A 19,938-nucleotide genomic window follows, 5' to 3' on the forward strand; every position below is an offset into this window, starting at 1 on the left:
GCCAGAAATACCCGTTAATTTCCGTGTTCGATACAATCACTTTTCTAAAAGTACGAACGGAAAAAACATGGAAGATTTTTACCTGACCGAGCACGGTTTGGCTGGTTATTTCGAAGCGCAATGGTTCGACAAGTTCATTGAGGATCAACAGATTGAGATGATAACCAGTCGCTCAAAACAAGTCCCACTTTCTTTTTTGTCATCACCTCACTGCTCCCAAGTTGCTGATTTTATTGCGCAGGCGGTAATCGAAAGCAGCGTTCAGCCGTATTCCCTACTTGAGGTTGGGGCGGCGCTGGGAAGAAATTATTATGAGTTAGTGCAACGCTTACCTAACCTTAGAGAAGCGACGCTTGTGGAGCCTTCAAATAGGTTAATGGATGGCTTGAAGCAACTATTAATAGAAGAACAACGCGTCGAGCTTACTTACCTTCACGATGTGAACACCTTAAACACTTTAGAGGTAGAGAATAGAGATATCGTACAGAAATGTGCTCATGTTGATTTGACGCTAATTAACCAGCCTTTTGAGCTTGATACTCTCCAATCTCGCTTTGATTTAGTCGTATGTTTAAATGTGATTGATCAATGTGAGTCGCCACTTAGCGTGATCAATGCTCTAAAAAAAACCACCAAGGTGGGTGGGCTGATCGTTGTCTCTTGCACTTATCAGTGGAACGCGAAACACATCAAAAATAAAGAAGAGGCGGTTGATGATATCAAAGAATACTTTGCTGAAGGCTGGCGTCTAGTGTCGGAAGCCGATCATGAATATCGCATCCGGTTTAATGATCGCTTTGCAAGGCAGTTTTTATCTCACGTAGTCGCTTACGTAAAAACCGATTAGAGCCACATAAAAAAACCGAGCACTTACGGCTCGGTTTTTTAGTCTTTGGGTTAGAGCACAACTTTAAGTAACGTGCGCTTCTTGTTGCTCTTGCAACTTTTTCTTGCGACGCTCTCGTTTAGAAAGCCAAACCAGAGGCACAACAATCATAATGGTTCCTATTGCCATAAATATATCAGGCACTTCTCCAAACCAAATCAATCCCACAAACACGGCACCAATTAAGCCACTGTATTCAGCGCTGGCAATTTTGTTGCTATCGATCGAGCGGTAAGCGATGACACATGTTGCTGCATAAATCATGATGAACAAACTTGAGCCAGCAGCAACAGGGAAAGCACTCCAGTCCCAAGGTTCTGCTTCGATCAGAACAAGCAAGAAGGCTACTGGAATACCTGCCAAGTTTGTCATCAATAACGTTTGCATCACAGACTGATTTTTTGGCAGTTTTCGAATGAGCAAGTTATTGATTGCTAGAGTAATTGCAACAACTAAAGCTGAAATCGCTGCCCAATCGATTTGGTCTGGACGAATGATGACCAATACACCGGCAAAGCCCATTATCGCTGCGGCGACCGATTGCTTAGACAACTGTTCTCCAAAAAAGATTGCTGCAAGCGGCAACATGATCAATGGCGCGGCGTAAAAGATCGCGTTCGCAGTTGCGAGCGGTAAAGATGAGATCGCCAAAACCATGAATATTGCACCAAGTAACCATACGTGAGCGCGAACAGCATGCCACTTAAACCCTTCAAGAAAAGGCGCATTTTTTGTTAGCAAGTAGACTGGCAGCAGGAAAAGCACCGCTGAAATTTGTCGGAAAAAGACAAATTGAAAAATAGGCACTTCATTTCCGACACTTTTAATTAAAGAGTCCGAAAGCACCGCAATGAGATTTCCAACAATTAATAGCAGCATCGCTGCTCCGACCGATGTAACTTTCACTTTTCCTCTCCTCTTTCTTTGCCAAAGAGTAGGTGATGTCATAGGATGAAGTGAAGTGATATTTATTAGTTTAAGTATGAGATTTTTAGATAATGAAATTGCCACCACTCAGAGCGGTTCACTGTTTTGAATCTGTTGCCAGAAACTCTAGCTTTTCGCTTGCTGCTGAAGAACTCAATGTGACGCAAAGTGCCGTTAGCCACCAGATACGATTATTAGAAGATTATTTGGGTGAATCATTATTTATCCGTCAAGGCAGAAAGCTCTCTTTGTCCGATACGGGCACCCGCTATTTAGAGGATATTAGCCCAGCAATTAGCTCAATTGCGATGGCCAGCCAAAAGGTGCGAGAAGGGGACAAAGGCAGCATACGGTTGGCGATTTATAGCTCGCTTGCCGTAAAGTGGCTTATTCCGCGTTTGTCTGATTTTAAGCGCTTACATCCAGAAATCGATCTGACACTCAATATGGTCGTTGGTGATCCTGAACAGACAGACAGCGTTGGCGATTGTTTCATCACGGTAGAAAAGCCAAAGCGAAACTACATGTCGGTAAAGTTATACGCGGAGACGCTGTATCCGGTCTGCAGCCATAAAATTTGGAAAGAGTTGCAAGATCAACCGATTCCAGAAGCGCTTTGGCGATACCCTATTTTGTCGACAGACTCAATTTATCGTGAGAGAGGAAAAGACTGGGCTGAGTGGTGCAGAGCGGGCGGTTACACCTTGCCGAAAGATGTCGATGTTCAACATTTTAGTCATATGTTGTTGGCAATAGAGGCGGCGCGTTATGACCAAGGCATCGCATTTGCGAATGATTTTATGCTCAATGAAAGAGATAAAGCGCACGATTTGGTGTACATCCCTTCTCATGGATTGGAAACCGGCGACAGCTTTTATTTTATTCATAAAAAGAGTCGAGCCAAGCAAGCGGAAATCATCAAACTCACTAACTGGTTGAAGCAGCAATGCTTGTGAAATGACTAAATTGTCAAAATTAAGAAAGAAAGTGGCAAAGTTGTGTCTAAATATTTCATGTTTTATTGAGTTTTTATTCATTAACATCCACTTGGTTTTGAAACCAAGTGAAATGGATAGCATGGCATGCTTAAGGATGGGCAAAACACAACCTCAATAATTAACAGGCAGTGAAATACAATGTTTAAAAAAACATGGCTAATGACAGCCCTTCTAGCAACATGTTCTGTTGCAAACGCAGCTCCTTACGTTGGTGCATCTGTAGGTCAAGCATCGTTTGGTGATGTTAATGGCTCTATCAATGGTGGTGGTACTAACGCTAGCACTAAACTTAAACTTGAAGATGACTCAAGCCTTTCAGGCAAAGTATTCGGTGGTTACAAATTCAACGAATACATTTCTCTAGAAGCAGCCATTGGTGGCTACGATGCTTTAGACGGCAAAGTTGTTACTGTTGGTGATATGAAGTATCTATCGATTCAGCCAAAAGCGACTCTACCGATTGGCGATCGTTTCAACCTTTTTGCTAAAGCTGGTCTTTCTTACTTCAATGCTGAATTCAAAATTAGCAACTCTGTGATTGACGGTAGCGCAGGCCATACCACCATTTCTGACAGCACTGTAACAGGCATGTACGGTTTAGGCGCAGAGTTCGCTATTACTGAAAACTTTGCTCTACAAGTTGAATGGGAATACATGATGCCTGAGCTAGACATTGCGAAATTTGGCAATGAAAAAGTAACGGTTGATGCAGACATCAATGTGTTCTCTGTAGGTATGAGCTACCGTTTCTAAGAATACTTATTCAAGTTACCTCTTGGCTTAGTAAACGTTTTTGACTTCTGTTGGTCGAGCTGAGTCCAAGCTTTGAATTTGTTTAGATATAGCACAGGAAGTTTAGTTGCTAAGCGTCCTGTGCTATTTTTTTGCTTTGGAATAACTCTTAGGAATCTTTGTGAACGATGTCAATCTTAGGTATCTGGATCTACTGTTAAAGCACTTTGAACCTCACCAGTATCACCTTGTTACGCTTTCTGAGCTAGAAGCGGTGATTTGCACGTCGAGGCGCAATGTTTCTATTGTGATGAAAAAGCTTGCCACTTACGATTGGGTCGATTGGCAACCTGCGATTGGCCGAAGTAACGCTAGCCGTCTCAGTATTAATATTTCCCTCCAACAAGCGATGACCGAGTTTTTGGTTGAGGAGCTTGGCAGAGGAAGAATGAACTCAATAACGAAACTTATTGATTGGTTCGGTCAAACCGCGGTTAGAGCACTAACTATCGCTTCTGAAAAAGTGAATCGATTGAATGAATCAAATAACGCTATTTTGATTTCTTCTTACCCTTGGGTATCCAAAATCGACCCTGCGAATACTTACCGTCACACTGAATTACACGTCGCGAAAAGCGTTTATGACGTATTGCTGACCCAAAATTCCAATGGTGGTATCGAGCCATCGTTAGCACACGAATGGAAAATGGAAGGCAAGGTAATGACGTTATGGTTGCGGCCAGGCATATATCGCCATGATGGCGAGCTCCTTAACATACAGGATGTGGTTTGGAGTATAGAAAGACTTAGGGAGATAAAAGGACCAGTTCACGAGCTCTGGCAGTGTATTGATAGCGTGGTTGCAGAAACATCTAACTGCTTAAAAATTATATTGAAGTATCCGAACAAGTTGTTTCCATACATGCTAGCAACTCCTCATGCGTCTATTCTATGTCGAGATGTCGTCTCTTTCGGTTCTAGTTATTCCTACCACATAGGGACTGGACCATTTAAAATCAGCGGCTGGAACCAGGAGAGTATGACTCTTGAAGCGCACAAAGAGTATTTTTCAGCACGCGCATTGTTAGATCAAATAACGCTGTCTCATGGTGATGTTAAAACCTTAAATATGTTGAGCTTTAACCAAAGCTCCGATCACGTTGAAGTGGAAAAAATTAGCGCATTTTCATATTTGACCTACCGCGAACGCGTGGAATCCCAACTCACAAAAGAGACTTGGTATCAACTCGCTGATTACATCCATGTGCAAAAGCGAATTTATGATGCGCCAAGTGCCGTTGACAGCATTCAGTTAGAGACTCACGAGCAAGATTTATCAATAACAGATGGTGTTGTGATACCTAAACTGAAAGGTAAAGTGGTATTAGCTGAACCTGTCTGGACGATTCCGAGTTTAATTCGTCATTCCGAATGGTTGCACAGTGTGATTCGTGCAACGGGATTAGAGTTAGAGATCATTGTTATTGATGACATTAGTTTTCCTGAGGTAGTGTCTCACCAAGCAGATTTGCTCTTCATTGAGGAAGTCATGGAAGCACCATTTGAATATGGCATCTTCGAATGGCTGTCGATAGCAACTGGACTGCGTTTTAGTTTTGATCAAAGCCAGATGTTAAGCCATAGAGAAAAGGTTCGCAGGGCGATGGCAGATGATCACTCGCTACAGTCTTTATTAAACCTAGAGAAAGCGCTGCGCGATCAGTACCTATATTTGCCTTTGTTTGTTGGCTACGAAGAAGTGACAAAAACACAGCAAGTGCGAGGTGTGCAGGTGAAGAATACAGGCTATAGCGATTTACATAGGTTATGGATTGCTCATTCACACTAGAGTCGGTGTTCAAGATTATGCAAATGTCCAACACATAAAGCCATCGAAATGATGGCTTTATAAGGGCGTATCGGATTAGAAGTTGTACGACACACTTGCGCCAACAACCCATTGGTTTGCGCTATCAACGATAGAAGAGTCGCTGATACCGCTGCCTAGGCGCGTGTATTGTGTCATTTGGCTTACTTGCCAGTTGTCGTTGATTGGCATAACAAGTTTGTAGCCCACACCATAGCTTACCGTTGAATCACCTTTGTATGCTTTGCGGTTTGCGTTTGCTTCGCGTTGTTTCACACCAAAGTAGTAATCTACGTAGTCTTCACTTTGATAAGTTAGGTTAGCAAAAGGAACAAAATCAACACTACCGAATTTCATGATGTGGAAGTAAGTCGCGCCCGCTAAGTAACCTTTGTAAGCACCGCTGATATCGTGCTGAAGGTATGTAGAAATGACGTTGTTTTGATCCAGTGTAAAGTCTGCGTTTAAACCTAGATCGACGGCGAAACGGCGTTTATCTGTGCCTTTCAGGCTTTTCGCTGTATCACCGTCGCGCATTACACCACTACCTACAAGGTAGGCACTCATGTTGATTAACTCATTGGTGTTACCGAAGAAGCGGTAGTTAATGCCACTTAGGTCGGCATTAAAGTCGTCACCATGGTAACCACCGTTGAGAATTGGTGCTGTATTATGCTTTTGATCTTTGAAAAGATCGCTGCCTTGAGCCACACCAGCTTCTACGTTCCAACCGCCTTCGTTGTTGTAGATGTTACCGTTACGAATGTAAGTATCGCCAGCGAAAGCTGAGCCAGCAGCTGTCAGAGTAAGTAGTGCAATTAATGTTTTTTTCATCATTTTTCCGAGTTGTTCTGTTTTGTTTTGAACACTGTACAAAATGACGTTGTAAGCATCTATCGGCAAAGCGTATGGAAATGTAATGAACAATCAGGGTAAGAAGCAGAATGTTGCTTCAGAATAGAAAGGTTGCTGGAATAGCTTTCGTTAAAACAGCGAAAAAATCCGAGCTGGGGTGGCTCGGATTTGGGGTATTTATCAGGTATTGATACTAACTTCTTACTGTTTCGTTAAGTTGTATAGTGGTGCTAGGTCACCCGTTACTTTTTCGCCATTCATGTCTAGCTTCATAAGTACGTTTTCACCAACAAAGTATTGGTTTGGTGCATCTTCATTTGTCAACGTTACGATGCTGCCATTTGCGTCCCAAGTGAATTGACCTTCAGATTTTGATTGACCGTCTTCTTTGTCTTGGTAGCTTTCTTCAAGTACGTAAGTGCCATCTTGATTTAGTGTGATGGTCATATCGATACCAGCACAATCCGCGCAAGGTAGTGTTCCTTTGTAGGTGCCGTTCCAGTCCAGAGCACTTTGTGCGTTGTGTTCAGAGTCTACAAATGTCTCTTCAGTAATTACCTGTTCTTCTTCTACTGGTAACGTGTCAATTGTCTCAGTCGTAACGTCTGCACTGGTGGTGACTTCAGTTTCCGTTGCCTGAGGTACTTCAACTGCGCTTGTTTCGGCAGGTTTCTCATCTTGACAGCCTGCAAGAATGATTACCGCGCCTGTTAGTGCCAACATTGTCTTTTTCATTTTATCCCTCTTTAAATCAAGATTTTGTATGAGAGTAATAGTAGACATTTATCGAGGATTTGCGTCATCAAAAAGCAATAGAATGATCTAACTATGTCAATAAAACCGGATATGAGCATGAAATTGTCAGGAAAATCAGAACAATGTAAATGTTGCTTGGGGTATCAAGCTTGAGCCCACAGATAAATATCTAAAAAGGGGAGTGGGAGTGGGAGTGAGTTAATTGATAACAGCCCACATTGTTGTGAGCTGTATTATCAACATCATCTAAGAAACGTTATTGAAGCTTGAGCGTGAAGTGCCTCGTTTTGTGCTTCGTTGATCAGAAAACAGCTCCGCAATAACCTGACGATTTAATTCGCCTTTCAAATGGCCGTGCTCATCGATGACGGGCAGTGAATGTTCACACGACATGACTTCAGTCAGCACTTGCTCAATGGCTAAATGTGGAGAGATGATAGGCACCTCTTCATAGATATCATCACGCCAATCTGATATATGAGTTAACTTCGCTGCGTTTAGCAATCCTTGCTGTGTTATCACGCCTTGATAGCCTGCATTGGTCTCATGGTAGGCATAATCACGTTTAACACGTTTCATTTCACTTAGTGCATCTTCAATGGTTTCAGCGCGAACACAGTACGAAGGTGGCTGCATCAGCGTTTCGACTGTCAGTGCTCGCGCTCTATTGACGTCTTTTACAAAGGCTTCAACGTACTCATCGGCAGGATGCAGTAAAATTTCGTCTGGTGAACCTTGTTGGACAAGTTCACCGTCTTTAAGAATCGCGATGCGATCGCCAAGTCGAAGCGCTTCATCTAAATCATGAGTAATGAAAATAATGGTTTTGTGCAGCTTCTGTTGCAGCTCTACCAGCTGATCTTGCATTTCGCTCCGAATCAGAGGGTCCAATGCTGAAAAAGCCTCGTCCATCAACAGTATTTCGGCGTCGGTAGCCAGTGCCCGTGCAAGGCCCACACGCTGTTGCTGTCCACCCGATAGTTGAGCAGGATACTGGTGCTTATAACCCGTCAGTCCAACGGTTTCTAACCATTCATTTGCTTTTTCTAAGCGCGCCTCTTTATTCATTCCCTGAACTTCCAAACCATATGCGATGTTGTCGATAACAGTGCGATGAGGCAGCAAACCAAAGCGCTGGAACACCATAGACATCTTGTGACGGCGAAACTGTTCAAGCTCTTTGTTAGAAAGTTGCATGACATCCACCCCTTCTACCAAAATCTGCCCCATGGTTGGATCGATTAATCGGTTGAAGTGGCGAATCATGGTGGATTTTCCAGAACCGGATAATCCCATAATGACAAAAATTTCACCCTTTTGAATTTGCAGGTTGATGTCTTTTAGTCCGACCGTGTGGCCCGTTTCCGCTAAAACCTGCTCTTTACTATGTCCCAACTTAACGCGCTCAATCACGCTATTGGGTTTGGGGCCGAAGATTTTATACAGACCGCTGATTTCGATAAGTGGACTAGTCATGTTTTGAGTCTCCTAAATGAGCTTGAGTGCGTTTCGCATACGCTTGTGAAGCACGGTCAAAAAGGATTGCTAGGGCGACAATGGCTAAACCATTGAGAAGACCAAGAGTGAAATATTGATTGGTAATAGACTTTAGAACAGGCTGACCTAAACCTTTTACCCCAATCATTGATGCGATGACCACCATTGACAGTGCCATCATGATCGTTTGGTTAATTCCCGCCATGATGGTTGGCATTGCAAGCGGAAGCTGAACCCCAAAAAGCCGTTGCCGAGTGCTGGCACCAAATGCGGTTGCGGCTTCCAATACTTCTTTATCAACTAGACGAATGCCCAAATTGGTTAAACGAATAACCGGTGGAATCGCGTAGATCACTACTGCGATAAGGCCAGGAATTTTCCCAATGCCCAATAACATCACAACTGGAATGAGATACACAAATGCTGGCATGGTCTGCATGACGTCGAGTAATGGTGTTACCACCGACTGAATGCGATTAGAGCGCGCCATAGCGATGCCGATAGGGATACCAAGTGCGATGGCAAGCATAGTACATACAGTGATGATACTGAGCGTGCGCATAGTATCTTCCCACATTCCAAAATAGCCAATCAGAATCAGCGAACCAAAACATGCAGCGGCCAGTTTCCAAGAGCGGCTGGCGGCATAAACGAGAGTGGTGCAGACACCTAAAATAATGAACCAAGGTGTAGAAATCAGAAGTTTTTCAAACCAGACAAGAAACGCCAGGAGCGGATCAAACAGAGACTCAATGAGTTCACCATACTCGCGAGAGAAATCTCTGTAGGCGCCGTCGAGTGTTTTGCGAATCGCCCTGAGATCAGAGGCATCCATTTCCGGGAATTCGCTGAGCCAATTTGAGTCAGACATATGTACTTCCTTTTTCTGATATACCTAAGCGCTTTCAAGAAACTTAATTTGGCAAGAAGAGTAGGGCACCTAGGCCAAGTAATGGTCGTTCGACAGGTTCTGTATCGAAAGTATTACCCCTTAAGCTCAGGCCAATGTCGTCAAACTTCTCTTTTTCGTTCTTTAGGTATACATCCTTTTAAATAAAACAATCATTAGTGTTCAAACTAATGATTTGCTTGGATTATAGTTTTTCTTCTTCAATAAAATGAACACATTAGCGTGTATTTGTATGAAAAATCTGCGCAAACTAACGTTTTTATTATCCGGTTAATTAGAATTGATCTTTTTGTTCGTTTGTCATCAAAATTCCTAAATTATTAGATGTCTAATTAATGCTGATGTATTACGTATTTGTCGTGTTGATTTTTGCAAACTTAGTTTATTGGCATATGCTAAAAATGTTATTGGCATATGCCAGTTTAAGGCGTAATTTGACTCTGCGTTTTTGAGGGACAATGATGGCAAGACCAAAGATAGAAAGACGAATATGCGGACGTGCGGCTCACCATTGCTTTAAGCCCAATGGCATTCCATTTAATCAGTTGGAGCAAGTCGCCATATTACCAGAAGAGTTAGAAGCGCTACGTTTAGCCGACTTAGAGGGGCTTAGCCAGCAGCAAGCTGCGGAGCAGATGGGCGTTTCTAGACAAACTTTTGGTAACACAGTAAAAAGTGCAAGATTGAAAGTCGCAAAAAGTTTAGTTGAAGGTCATGCATTAGTTTTTCCGAATGAGGAGTCAAACTTATGATTTATGCTATTCCTAATGATGGTGAGCGGGTGGCAAACCACTTTGTAAAAGCACCATACATCGCTATTTATTCTGATACTGACGGTATGCTAAAAAACTTAGCGAACATTGCTTCTATGCCACAAGCGGGTTGTAATGCGAAGTCTCAGTTGATTCAGTCTCTACAAGGGTACAATGTGGATGCTGTTCTTGTGCGAAATATTGGTGAACGTGTATTGGCAAAGCTACTTAGCAGTGGCACGCCAGTATTTAGGCTGTCTACTCGTAGTTCATTGGAAGATGTGCTTGCGGTTCCAAGAGAGCCTTTGATTGAGCCCTCTCAAGGACGCCCATCAAACAATCATAAGAAAAGTGTTCACAAACAAAAAGGCGGCTGCGGCTCCTGTGGTTGTGGTGGCCAAAAATCAAAAACCTCCTTGTTGGCAAGACCTAAAGCGCTACTCAAAGCAACATCTAGCCCTGCTATACTTAAGCTAGAGTCGATGGCTAATAAGGCAGGTTAATATGGTTTGGTTATTTACCTTTCTTGGTTTTCTCGCAATCATTTTGTTGATGTCACTTGGCGTCATTTTTCATAACAAGCGTATTCAAGGAAGTTGCGGCGGTTTAAACAACGTCGGTGTTGATAAAGTATGCAACTGCGAAACCTCATGCGCAGAACCTGAAAGGCGTTTATATCAAATCTCAGAGCCTAACTCATCACCTGAGCACTAAGGCTTTTGGCCCATTGCGGCAAGGTTTGCCGAAACCAGTCCAAATATTTGCTGGTCTGCGGATTCTCTCTGGAGACCAGTATGTTGACTACCTCGACAACGATCCACGCTTTTGCTAGTCCGATATCGCGCGCCAATTCTGTTGTTTCACCTCTCTCTGCGCACTTTATATATTTGTCTGCTACGTTCAAGTAATCATCAAATGTGCCCATGCCCTCGATGAGCGGCGCTAAATCTATCGCGACATGCCCTGTAGAAAAGCGCTCCCAGTCGAACAGCACCAGCTCGCCATTTTCGCGCTGTCCCCAGTTTCCTGCATTGGTGTCTCCGGAGATCAAGTTCCGCCTATCAAAAAGGTGCGCCGATCGTTGTTGTAGCTGGTGGAAGAACTGTTCTGTCTCTGAGCCCAGCTTAAGTGTAGTGAGTGCTTGTTGAGTCGCTTGTGGTGTCCACTGGTGGCGGTGATAAACACCATCTGATGTTGGTGGAAGTTGGTGCAGTTTGACGAGTTGTTCAATGACTCGATCATCTTCAAGTAAGAATGCTTGCTCGACTGCGTGGGGAACGTATTCAATGTGCAGAACGTTTTTCTGGTCGTCGAATTGAATCAAGCGCGGTACGTGTATTCCAAGCGCGTTAAACTGTTCGGCATAGCGTTGATAAAACGCGACTTCTATTTGAGTAGAGTTACGTTTTTCTATTACTTGGACGCCATCTTTTTCGATGAGAAAAACTTTGGCACTGCCCATTTGGTTGAGTTCTTGCTGCGACACCGGACTTCCTGTCTTCATGTAGAGAGAGCTCACCTTAATCGCTGCACTCACGTTTGCCAATAGCCACGACAAAGTGCCTCAAAAATATTAAATGCAACTGTTTAAATATGATTTTGTCGTTGGTGTCTAAATTTTACACAGTTACGCCTGTACTCCGATAAATTCGTTCTACGCTTACTATTCGTCTTAATAAAGGAGAACCAAAATGGCTGTAATGAAGCAGGATATTCCAAATCGTGTAACGGTTTACCATGACAATATCGATCAAGAACAAGAGCTGAAAAATGCGATGCTGCCAGAGAAACCGCGCTACTTTAACGGTGCTCCGACTTACAAAGCGAACAGCATCGAAGAGTTTGAAAGCAAAATCAGTCAGATAGGTTTGTCTCTCGATAAATAATTTTTCTTTTACATAAAAGCGCCCTCAAAATGAGGGCGCTTTTTTGTTTATGTGATTGATTTGAATCTTAGGGAATTAACCTTGTTGTGTACTGCCTTGGCAGACCTGTTTTTGCACTGCTGGTGGCGCAGGCTCGTAATGGCTTAAGGTCATACTAAAGCTGCCTTCACCACCAGTGATAGAGCGTAATCGACGAGCGTAATCTTGCAGCTCGTTTACAGGTGACTTGGCTCTGAGTAAGGTGAAGCTGCTGTCGATTGGCTCGGAGCCTTCGATTAAGCCTCGGTTGCCAGATAAATCACCAGAAACATCGCCAACATTCGCGGTTGGGATGTACAGTTCCATCTGGACAATGGGTTCTAGCACAATAGGATCGGCGTTGTTAATCGCATCTAAAAAGGCTTTCTTACCTGCGATGACAAACGCAATTTCTTTCGAATCGACGGAGTGATATTTACCGTCATAAACGGTGACTTCCACATCCTTAATTGGGTTGCCAGAAATCGCGCCTTCCTCTAACGCTTGCAAAATACCTTTTTCAACAGCAGGAATGAGCGCGGTTGGAATGGCGCCACCCACCACTTTGTTGATGAACTTAAATCCGGCACCACGTTCGAGTGGACGAACCTTCAATTGCACTTCACCAAATTGGCCTGCACCGCCACTTTGTTTTTTGTGTCGATAATGCCCTTCGGCAGGTTTGGTGATGGTTTCAAAGTATTCGACGCTTGGTTGGCAGGTTTCGACGTCCAGTTTGTACACGTTCGCCATCTTTTCTAATGCGACTTTGAGGTGAAACTCCCCTTGGCCGCTGATGATGGTTTCGTTGGTGCGAGCGCGATGTTCGATGCGCAGAGAAGGATCTTCACTGGCAATTTTATTCAGCACATCTCCTAATTTTTGCTCATCTCCACGCTTAAGAGGCTTCAAGCACAAAGAATACATGGGGTCAGGAAGATCCAACGTTTTGAGTTGAACACCATCTTCTTCGTGAGAGTCATGAACGATTGAATCGAATTCGAGATCATCCACTTTGGCTAAAACGCAGAAGTCGCCTGTAAGCGCGCGAGGGATCTCGGTTCTATCTTTGCCCTGCAGTTGATATAAGTGCCCAACCTTGAATGCCTTGTTGCTTTCGCCAATATAAAGCTGGCTGCCCGCATTGATTTCACCCTGATATACACGTAAGTAGGCAAGTTTTCCCATATATGGGTCGACGCTGACTTTGTACACGTGTGCGACGGTGTGCTCTAAGGTTTCGCAATTTACTTTGATTTTTTTGCCGTTCTTTTCCAGTTGAGGAGGGTTACCCTCGTTTGGCATGGGCATGATCTCCGCCAAGGTGCGTAGCAGCAGCTCGACGCCCGCCTCGGTTTGTGCTGAGACAAAACAGACCGGAATCACATGTCCAGTTCTTAGTGCTTCTTCAAACGGATCATGCAGTTGCTCTGCGGTGAGTTCGGAGCCTTGTTCCAGATACAGTTCCATCAGTTCTTCATCGACTTCGATAACTTGGTCAATTAAGGTCTCATGAGCTTCATCTACTGTTGCAAGTAAGGTTTCTCGTCCCAATTCTGGTTCGAAATAGCAGTCAACTACAGATTCTCCGTCAGCCGAAGGTAAGTTGATCGGCAAGCAGTGGTCACCAAAATGCTCAACGATGTTCTCCATCAATCTTTCTAACTGATTACCGTGGTTATCGAGCTTATTGATGATGATCATCTGACATTTTTGCTGCTCTTTAGCAAAGGTGAATAAGCGATCGGAAGTTTGGTTAAGCGGTGTTTGAGGGTCGATGACAAGGGCGGATGTTTCAACGGCGGGAAAAACGCTGATCGTACGGCCAAGTAACTCGTTTTGTCCCGGAGTGTCGATGATATTGAGCCGGTGTTTATTCCAGCGCAGTGCGACTGGCGTTGCTTCAATACTGTGTTGATATTGGATGGATTGAGGGTCGAAGTCGGTAACGGTATCGCCTTTTTCTACGCTGCCTAAATGGTGGGTGGCATCACAGGTGAAGAGCAATTTTTCTATCAGTGTGGTTTTACCGGTCCCGGTTTGACCGACAAAAGCGATATTGCGTATTTTATTGATAGGCATAGAGCCTCCTTGCAAGATGGCGTGAAAAACCTACGAATTGCTAGGAAGTGGGTTGTTATAGAAACCCACGCACTGCATTGGAGTAGGGCGGGATTACCGCCTATTCGTTTTCCACGTCATTTTCCGGATGACTCGATGCATAAGATCACCTTCTTGGACTACTGGAATCTTAGCATGCCTCAATAACCATATAATTTATGTGACTTATTTCATGATGGGGCTGATTGTTTTTTAATCGAGATCATAAACTCAGAGGCTCTGACTTTTGGAGCAAAACCTCTGGATTGTTTAGGCTATTTGGAAAGAACGATTTCGCCGTCGCGATAAACCAAGCTTGGCGTTACATCTTGTCCGAGCAACACCGGGCCATCAAGATCGACAACGCTTGCCTGAGCAGCAATGGGTAAGGCAGCACGCATCGCAAGCGACGTCCCCAACATACAACCGGACATGAGGCTAAAACCGAGTTTTTGGGCGTCGTCGGCTAATAATAGTGCTTCAGTGAGCCCGCCAGTTTTATCTAGCTTAATATTCACCATTTCATATTTGCCAACCAACTGATGTAATTGCTCTCTGGTGTGACAACTTTCATCGGCGCAAAGTGGAATGGGGTGTGGAATGCTGGCGAGTACGTCATCGCAGTCTTGTGGCAACGGTTGTTCGATCATGGTGATGTCTAGCGGTTCGAGTTGAGCAAATACCGTCGCGAGGTCGAGGCCTTGCCATGCTTCATTCGCATCTAAAACAATTTGCGCGTGCGGCGCAGCATCGCGTACTGCGGCAACGCGCTCAAGCACGTGTTCACCATCCAGTTTTACCTTAAGCAGTTTTGCGCCTTGGCTAAGGTAAGCTTGTGCCTGTTTTGCCATCGCTTGCGGCGTGTCGATAGAAACCGTCATCGCCGTCACAATCGCCTCTGGTAACGTAAAGAGGTCGTGAACCTGTTGCTTGTGGCTCAAAAGCGCGTGAAGATGCCAAAGGGCGCAATCCAATGCATTTCTTGCCGCCCCCGCGGGCAATAACGATTGAAGCTGGCTTTTGAGAACCATGACATCAGCTTCGCCTTTGGCATACAAACTTTGCAGTTCATGTGCGGCGTGAGAAATCGCCTTAATCACCGATTCAACCGATTCACCATAACGAGGGTATGGCGTGCATTCACCTTGGGCGGTCATGCCTCGATGTTCAATTGTCACGCGGACTACGTGGCACTCTGTCCGACTGCCGCGAGAGATGCGAAATGGTGTCGCCATGGCAATCGTGACAGGTTCTACATGAATTTTCATCTCACTAGTTTTCCCTAAACCGCAGTTATTTTCTAAACCGTAAATGTTTCTTAAATCGTAAGGAGCCTATCTGCAACCGCATCAACGCCAAAACGTACAGGGTCGGTGACGGGCACTTGGTATTTGTCGCTCCAATCCTGGCATAACTGGGCTGCATCTTCTTCGCTGACCGCCGAAGTGTTCAAGCAAATACCCACTAATTGAGCGTTTGGATTTGTTAGGCGAGCAGCGGCCAGATTCGCTTCTATCGTTTGTTCAATGGTTGGCAAGCTCGCATGTGGTAAGTTGCGGATGTGCGGGCGACCAATCTCATGGCACAGTATCAGAGCGTCAGCTTGTGCGCCGTGAAGTAAGCCCAAACTTACGCCAGCAAACGAAGGGTTAAACAATGAACCTTGCCCTTCGATGATGTCCCAATCGTGATCGGTGAACTCAGGGCTGATCGCTTCTACTGCGCCGGAGATAAAATCGGCAACTACGGCATCAATCGAAATGCCACTGCCTGCGATGAGAATTCCGGTTTGACCCGTTGCTTTGAACTCTGCACGACAGTTTTTACGCTTCAATGCATACTCAATGGCAAGGGCAGAGTACATTTTGCCAACGGAGCAATCTGTTCCTACAGTAAGTACTCGCTTGCCTGCACGAGCTTTGCCATTGCCGACCTTGAGCGGGGCATCATAATGGCGAACATCATACAGTTTGGTTAATCCGCGTTGTTCTAGATCGGCAAGAGGAGAAAATTCCGCCAAACGTTGATGCATGCCCGATGCAATTTCAAATCCCATCTCTGCCGCTTCAAGTAAGGTTGCTTGCCAAGCTTCGGGAATGACGCCTCCTGGATTTGCCGTGCCGAGCACCAGCGTTTTTGCTCCTTGCTGCTGCGCTTGTTGTATTGTCATGTCGGTTAAACCAAGCGATACGGTTTCTGGCGTCAGGCGGATTTGGCCAAGGCAAATCTCAGGTCGCCATTGGTAAATGCCACGCGCGGTTTTTGCTGCAAGTGGATCGGTTACATCGCCAAGAAAAAGTAGGTAAGGTTGAGCAATTTGCATGATGGTTCCCTTCGTCATCGTTATTGCTCATTAATTTAGCCAGACTGATTTAGGAAACCGAATGCTTATTTGTTAGGCAGGTATAACTTCAGGTTATACCTTTAAACCATCTGTTGTTTTAGAGCGGTGATAAATTGCTTTGTCGCAATGGATTGAGGTGTGTGCTCTGCGAATAAAATAGAGACAGAGAAGGACATATTTGGCTCCAAAGCATGCACGGAAACGGCATTATCTTGGCGATATTGTTTTGCAGTCCAAGGGTCTACAATCGCGAATCCTGCTTCGTTTTTCACCAGTTCAGCCGCCGCGGAGTAGCTGCGGACGGTAATGGCATGTTGATAATGCTCGTCACGCGCTGACAAGGTTTGATGTAACAGCAAGCCCAGAGGGTCTCGGCTATCTAAACCGATAATGGGTAAATCGTGACTGATGAGTTCTTCTAAAATGACGGTTTTTTCTGCGGGTATCGCTGCGCTTTTAGGAGCGATCAGTGCTAAGTTTTCTTTCAATAACACGTGCCCCATGATCGCTGGTGGTGTTTCTTCACCGAACGCAATGGCGACATCCAGTTCATGTTTCAGTAATCCTGAGCACAGCTCATCGCGATTGGCCGTTAATAGCTCAAAGGAGATGCCGTGCTCTTTCGACAACAACGCGACAGTCGGCGCTAACAAGTGCGCGGCCAAAACAGGCGGGGCACCGACTCGTAAATGTTGAGTTCCCTGTTTGACTTTGTTGGTCAGAGAGCGAAATTGTCCGAGTTGTTGATAGACTTTTTCAGCCTCTGGCAATAAGGCTTTGGCTTCTTGAGTGGGAACGAGGCGACCTTTTACACGCTCAAATAAAGCGAAGCTCAGTTGTTGTTCTGTATGGGCGAGAACTCGAGTGACATTAGGTTGGGAAACGTGCAGTAAGCGAGCCGCGCCTGACACCGTTCCTGCTTGCATAATGGCGTAAAAGACTTCTAATTGCCTTAAGTTCACTGCGATTTCCCCCTGCTCATGTTGGTCACCTCAGAATACCCAACCTTGCTGATAAGCGATAGAGGCAAAAGTGCTGGCGTAAAAAATAGGAAGACGATGTTGGTTGCCTTCTTATCTCGCTTTTTCAATTTCTCAACTTCTCAACTTCTCAACTTCTCAACTTCTCAACTTCTCAACTTCTATGCTTCACTTTGCTGCTGCATGAAGGGGCAGGTCGTTAAACGGCTCGACGTCTCGGCTGAGTAATCCCATCAAAACCACTGCTAACACCATGACAACAGCTGCTATTGCAAAACCGTATTGTGTTAGCTCGTAATGACTTAACATCGCGATTAACACGTAACTGAGAGATTGAATGGTGGTGGCAAACATGCTGATGCCGCCATCGACGCGACCTCGTTGATGAACCGCTACGGTATGATGCATCCAGTTGACTCTCGCAATGCGATTTAGCGCGTTAAATACGCCAAACAGCGCCGTAAACAATAAGATGGTCAGCGGGCTCATCGCAAAACTCATACCGATAAGCGCAAAAGAGACCATAACCATCGAAGCGAACATAATGTGGCTATGGGAGGCACGGCTTAGCACTTTGGTGACAATAAAGCCGGTTAGCAACGAGCCGAGGCCAAAACTGATGTTGAACCCTGCAAACCAATCGCCAGAGATGCCTTGTTCAGAAAACCAAATCGGCACCAGTTTGCTCAAATACGTCAATGCAGGATAAGAGAGGCAAGAGAGCAGAATAAAGCCATAAAATCGAGGTTCGAGACGGAATATTTGTTTGCTCTCTTTGAGTTGCGCGATGAAAGCAACGGATTTTGATGCCCTTAATTGTTGGGTATAAGGCGTCAGAATATAGAACATCGCTGCTAACGCAGAGGCGCTGGCCGCAAACAAAGCAAACTCTTTCATACCCCACATTTCAAGCAAAACAATACCCAACGCGCCAGCTCCGAGGGTTGTGGATTGCATTACAATTTCTTGCTGACCCGAAATTTTCGCATACTCATGGTGCTGATAATTTTCTTGGGTGAAGGCGTTGTTGGTCGTCCATGCAAAATTACTCGAAACCCAATACACCAATTGTGCAAAAGCCAGTAACCAGTGTGACTCAAACCCTAACCAATAAGCAATGAACACCACCAAAGCCATACCCGATTGAATCCATTGATTGAGCACGAGTAGTACTTTGCGTGAATGTCGGTCAATTAAAGTGGAAAAGAAAGGCGCTGCTAGAAAAGAAATCGCGGTGCAGCTCAGAGAAACTAAAGCGACGAATGTACCCATGTTAGGTTCGGAAAGCATGACCCATGGCAGCGCCATCATGAATAAGCCAGAGGAGATACTGTCGAAGAAGCGGCCAGCTAAGTACGGCTGAGTTTTATTTTTCATTATGTTTGCCTCTAACTCCCGATGTATTTCAAAAGGTTGATGTCCAACTGTCTTGTGTTTAACAACCAAGTCGTTCGCGCTGAACACATTATCTTGAGCTCGCCGGGGTTTAGCGTTAATTAAGATGGTGCAACTTTAAAACCTCAAGTAAACTTGAGGTAAAGCGTTTTTTTAACAAAATTGATATACAGGGAGTCAAGGATGGAAATCAGCGTAGGAGAAGTGGCAAAACGTTCTGGAGTGAAAGTATCTGCCCTACATTTTTACGAGCAAAAAGGACTGATTTCGAGTTGGAGAAATCAAGGTAATCAGCGTCGCTACCATCGCAGTGTGTTGCGCCGTGTTGCGGTGATCAAAGCAGCGCAGCAAGTTGGGTTGTCGTTAGAAGAAATTAAACATGCGTTAGATGAACTGCCGAAACACCAAGCCCCTAACAAAGCGCAATGGGAAGAAATGGCAAGCCATTGGCATGAACAGTTAGAACAAAAGATTCAAAAACTTAAAGCGTTGCAAAACGATTTAGGCGGATGCATTGGCTGCGGGTGCTTGTCGTTAGAAACCTGCGCACTGCGAAACCCAGAAGATGTATTAGGGAAAGACCACTCGGGGTCGAACTTAACGTTAGAAGAAGAGTAGCGATTATCTCTATTCTTTGTCGAAACTGTCGACTACGATCGCGCCCATCGAAGCAGGCATTGTGATGACGATAACGCGCTTTATCGCAACCAAAGGCTCATTCATGAGTGGCAGCTTATCAAGACAGAAAAGAACTAACGCTACCACAACTGCCGCAATGAGGTACGCGATAACCACACGAAAAATAAAGATGGATACGCGATTCTTGATGTGGCTTTGAAACACGCTTTGATACGCGAAAAAACTGAGGAAAATGACAGAAAGACTTAACAGCATGAGCAAGTTTGCCATTGGTAGGCTCTCACCCAATCGCCACGCTTCCTCCGAAAATGAGATCGGGACTGCTAGGGCAAAAGCGCCAACCAATACTTGGCTAGCGTCTTCTAGATTAAAGTGGCTGCTCATGCTGTTTATTCC

21 protein-coding genes are annotated in these 19,938 nt (G+C 44.8%); 9 read left to right on the forward strand and 12 right to left on the reverse strand.

The genetic code is table 11. The annotated features are described in order from the left end of the window. Positions 1-67 precede the first annotated feature (67 nt). Positions 68-847 (forward strand): methyltransferase domain-containing protein, encoded by a 780-nt coding sequence (locus tag R7E00_RS00805; RefSeq protein ID WP_025768005.1) that lies wholly within the window; start codon positions 68-70, stop codon positions 845-847. Positions 848-910: 63 nt separating this feature from the next. Here the strand turns inward: R7E00_RS00805 and R7E00_RS00810 are convergent, their stop codons facing one another. After that, a complete protein-coding gene (locus tag R7E00_RS00810) occupies positions 911-1,792 on the reverse strand; it encodes a DMT family transporter (RefSeq protein WP_005373940.1) in 882 nt (293 codons plus the stop codon). Between the two features lie 92 nt (positions 1,793-1,884). Here R7E00_RS00810 and R7E00_RS00815 point away from each other — a divergent pair, with 92 nt between their 5' ends. From R7E00_RS00815 to R7E00_RS00825, 3 genes are all read left to right on the forward strand, one after another. Then, entirely contained in the window at positions 1,885-2,769 is an 885-nt protein-coding gene (locus tag R7E00_RS00815) for a LysR family transcriptional regulator (RefSeq protein WP_005387224.1), read from the forward strand. Between the two features lie 180 nt (positions 2,770-2,949). Beyond that, complete coding sequence (locus R7E00_RS00820; RefSeq protein WP_005373936.1) at positions 2,950-3,564, forward strand: outer membrane beta-barrel protein; 615 nt, start codon at positions 2,950-2,952, stop codon at positions 3,562-3,564. Between the two features lie 160 nt (positions 3,565-3,724). Beyond that, positions 3,725-5,392, forward strand: coding sequence for an ABC transporter substrate-binding protein (locus R7E00_RS00825; protein ID WP_262606165.1), 1,668 nt, complete (start codon positions 3,725-3,727; stop codon positions 5,390-5,392). A 75-nt stretch (positions 5,393-5,467) separates the two neighbouring features. On the opposite strand, the gene ompV is transcribed toward R7E00_RS00825, so the two are convergent. The 4 genes from ompV to R7E00_RS00845 all read right to left on the reverse strand — a co-directional run bounded on the left by ompV (position 5,468) and on the right by R7E00_RS00845 (position 9,389). Then, positions 5,468-6,244 carry an outer membrane protein OmpV gene (gene ompV / locus R7E00_RS00830; RefSeq protein ID WP_017635134.1) on the reverse strand — a complete coding sequence of 259 codons (777 nt, stop codon included), beginning with the start codon at positions 6,242-6,244 and terminating at the stop codon, positions 5,468-5,470. A gap of 222 nt (positions 6,245-6,466) precedes the next feature. Then, positions 6,467-7,000 (reverse strand): copper resistance protein NlpE, encoded by a 534-nt coding sequence (locus R7E00_RS00835; RefSeq protein WP_005373930.1) that lies wholly within the window; start codon positions 6,998-7,000, stop codon positions 6,467-6,469. A gap of 267 nt (positions 7,001-7,267) precedes the next feature. Beyond that, positions 7,268-8,497: a glycine betaine/L-proline ABC transporter ATP-binding protein gene (locus tag R7E00_RS00840; protein WP_238975676.1), complete on the reverse strand. Its 1,230-nt coding sequence runs from the start codon at positions 8,495-8,497 to the stop codon at positions 7,268-7,270. After that, positions 8,490-9,389 carry an ABC transporter permease gene (locus R7E00_RS00845; protein ID WP_005373926.1) on the reverse strand — a complete coding sequence of 300 codons (900 nt, stop codon included), beginning with the start codon at positions 9,387-9,389 and terminating at the stop codon, positions 8,490-8,492. The genes R7E00_RS00840 and R7E00_RS00845 overlap by 8 nt, the downstream gene beginning before the upstream one ends. 500 nt (positions 9,390-9,889) lie before the next feature. On the opposite strand from R7E00_RS00845, the gene R7E00_RS00850 reads away from it, so the two are divergent. From R7E00_RS00850 to nqrM, 3 genes are read left to right on the forward strand one after another with little or no spacing between them, the layout of a single operon-like run. After that, complete coding sequence (locus R7E00_RS00850) at positions 9,890-10,180, forward strand: DUF134 domain-containing protein (RefSeq protein ID WP_005373924.1); 291 nt, start codon at positions 9,890-9,892, stop codon at positions 10,178-10,180. Further along, the gene (locus R7E00_RS00855; RefSeq protein WP_005373923.1) at positions 10,177-10,683 is read left to right on the forward strand and encodes a NifB/NifX family molybdenum-iron cluster-binding protein; all 507 of its coding nucleotides are present in this window, start codon (positions 10,177-10,179) and stop codon (positions 10,681-10,683) included. The genes R7E00_RS00850 and R7E00_RS00855 overlap by 4 nt, the downstream gene beginning before the upstream one ends. A gap of 1 nt (position 10,684) precedes the next feature. Next, the gene (gene nqrM, locus R7E00_RS00860) at positions 10,685-10,894 is read left to right on the forward strand and encodes a (Na+)-NQR maturation NqrM (RefSeq protein ID WP_005373922.1); all 210 of its coding nucleotides are present in this window, start codon (positions 10,685-10,687) and stop codon (positions 10,892-10,894) included. Here the strand turns inward: nqrM and R7E00_RS00865 are convergent. Then, the gene (locus R7E00_RS00865; RefSeq protein ID WP_262606164.1) at positions 10,872-11,684 is read right to left on the reverse strand and encodes an aminoglycoside phosphotransferase family protein; all 813 of its coding nucleotides are present in this window, start codon (positions 11,682-11,684) and stop codon (positions 10,872-10,874) included. The genes nqrM and R7E00_RS00865 overlap by 23 nt on opposite strands. 187 nt (positions 11,685-11,871) lie before the next feature. On the opposite strand from R7E00_RS00865, the gene R7E00_RS00870 reads away from it, so the two are divergent. Further along, entirely contained in the window at positions 11,872-12,066 is a 195-nt protein-coding gene (locus R7E00_RS00870; RefSeq protein WP_005373920.1) for a hypothetical protein, read from the forward strand. 75 nt (positions 12,067-12,141) lie between these two features. On the opposite strand, the gene fusA is transcribed toward R7E00_RS00870, so the two are convergent. The 5 genes from fusA to R7E00_RS00895 form a co-directional block, all read right to left on the reverse strand. After that, entirely contained in the window at positions 12,142-14,166 is a 2,025-nt protein-coding gene (fusA, locus tag R7E00_RS00875; protein ID WP_262606163.1) for an elongation factor G, read from the reverse strand. 293 nt (positions 14,167-14,459) lie between these two features. Then, positions 14,460-15,452 carry an N-acetyl-D-Glu racemase DgcA gene (gene dgcA, locus R7E00_RS00880; protein WP_262606162.1) on the reverse strand — a complete coding sequence of 331 codons (993 nt, stop codon included), beginning with the start codon at positions 15,450-15,452 and terminating at the stop codon, positions 14,460-14,462. Positions 15,453-15,502: 50 nt separating this feature from the next. Then, a complete protein-coding gene (dgcN, locus tag R7E00_RS00885) occupies positions 15,503-16,507 on the reverse strand; it encodes an N-acetyltransferase DgcN (protein WP_025767998.1) in 1,005 nt (334 codons plus the stop codon). Positions 16,508-16,608: 101 nt separating this feature from the next. Continuing rightward, positions 16,609-17,490: a LysR family transcriptional regulator gene (locus R7E00_RS00890; protein WP_025767997.1), complete on the reverse strand. Its 882-nt coding sequence runs from the start codon at positions 17,488-17,490 to the stop codon at positions 16,609-16,611. 186 nt (positions 17,491-17,676) lie between these two features. Further along, positions 17,677-18,885 (reverse strand): MFS transporter, encoded by a 1,209-nt coding sequence (locus tag R7E00_RS00895; protein WP_262606161.1) that lies wholly within the window; start codon positions 18,883-18,885, stop codon positions 17,677-17,679. 201 nt (positions 18,886-19,086) lie between these two features. On the opposite strand from R7E00_RS00895, the gene soxR reads away from it, so the two are divergent. After that, positions 19,087-19,521 carry a redox-sensitive transcriptional activator SoxR gene (gene soxR / locus R7E00_RS00900; RefSeq protein ID WP_005373898.1) on the forward strand — a complete coding sequence of 145 codons (435 nt, stop codon included), beginning with the start codon at positions 19,087-19,089 and terminating at the stop codon, positions 19,519-19,521. A gap of 9 nt (positions 19,522-19,530) precedes the next feature. Here the strand turns inward: soxR and R7E00_RS00905 are convergent, their stop codons facing one another. Continuing rightward, a complete protein-coding gene (locus R7E00_RS00905) occupies positions 19,531-19,926 on the reverse strand; it encodes a DUF2391 family protein (RefSeq protein ID WP_005373896.1) in 396 nt (131 codons plus the stop codon). Between the last annotated feature and the right edge of the window lie 12 nt (positions 19,927-19,938).

Source organism: Vibrio sp. Vb1755 (assembly GCF_033338635.1).
Classification (GTDB): Bacteria; Pseudomonadota; Gammaproteobacteria; order Enterobacterales; family Vibrionaceae; genus Vibrio; species Vibrio alginolyticus.

Excerpts from the sequence above, each read along its gene's own strand:
- R7E00_RS00805 (WP_025768005.1), top strand. The coding sequence starts at position 68 with ATGGAAGATTTTTACCTGACCGAGCACGGTTTGGCTGGTTATTTCGAA.
- dgcN (WP_025767998.1), bottom strand. The coding sequence starts at position 16,507 with ATGCAAATTGCTCAACCTTACCTACTTTTTCTTGGCGATGTAACCGAT.
- R7E00_RS00845 (WP_005373926.1), bottom strand. The coding sequence starts at position 9,389 with ATGTCTGACTCAAATTGGCTCAGCGAATTCCCGGAAATGGATGCCTCT.
- ompV (WP_017635134.1), bottom strand. The coding sequence starts at position 6,244 with ATGAAAAAAACATTAATTGCACTACTTACTCTGACAGCTGCTGGCTCA.
- R7E00_RS00865 (WP_262606164.1), bottom strand. The coding sequence starts at position 11,684 with ATGAAGACAGGAAGTCCGGTGTCGCAGCAAGAACTCAACCAAATGGGC.
- R7E00_RS00820 (WP_005373936.1), top strand. The coding sequence starts at position 2,950 with ATGTTTAAAAAAACATGGCTAATGACAGCCCTTCTAGCAACATGTTCT.
- R7E00_RS00850 (WP_005373924.1), top strand. The coding sequence starts at position 9,890 with ATGGCAAGACCAAAGATAGAAAGACGAATATGCGGACGTGCGGCTCAC.
- R7E00_RS00895 (WP_262606161.1), bottom strand. The coding sequence starts at position 18,885 with ATGAAAAATAAAACTCAGCCGTACTTAGCTGGCCGCTTCTTCGACAGT.
- R7E00_RS00855 (WP_005373923.1), top strand. The coding sequence starts at position 10,177 with ATGATTTATGCTATTCCTAATGATGGTGAGCGGGTGGCAAACCACTTT.
- fusA (WP_262606163.1), bottom strand. The coding sequence starts at position 14,166 with ATGCCTATCAATAAAATACGCAATATCGCTTTTGTCGGTCAAACCGGG.
- R7E00_RS00835 (WP_005373930.1), bottom strand. The coding sequence starts at position 7,000 with ATGAAAAAGACAATGTTGGCACTAACAGGCGCGGTAATCATTCTTGCA.
- R7E00_RS00905 (WP_005373896.1), bottom strand. The coding sequence starts at position 19,926 with ATGAGCAGCCACTTTAATCTAGAAGACGCTAGCCAAGTATTGGTTGGC.
- R7E00_RS00870 (WP_005373920.1), top strand. The coding sequence starts at position 11,872 with ATGGCTGTAATGAAGCAGGATATTCCAAATCGTGTAACGGTTTACCAT.
- R7E00_RS00840 (WP_238975676.1), bottom strand. The coding sequence starts at position 8,497 with ATGACTAGTCCACTTATCGAAATCAGCGGTCTGTATAAAATCTTCGGC.
- nqrM (WP_005373922.1), top strand. The coding sequence starts at position 10,685 with ATGGTTTGGTTATTTACCTTTCTTGGTTTTCTCGCAATCATTTTGTTG.
- dgcA (WP_262606162.1), bottom strand. The coding sequence starts at position 15,452 with ATGAAAATTCATGTAGAACCTGTCACGATTGCCATGGCGACACCATTT.
- R7E00_RS00815 (WP_005387224.1), top strand. The coding sequence starts at position 1,885 with ATGAAATTGCCACCACTCAGAGCGGTTCACTGTTTTGAATCTGTTGCC.
- soxR (WP_005373898.1), top strand. The coding sequence starts at position 19,087 with ATGGAAATCAGCGTAGGAGAAGTGGCAAAACGTTCTGGAGTGAAAGTA.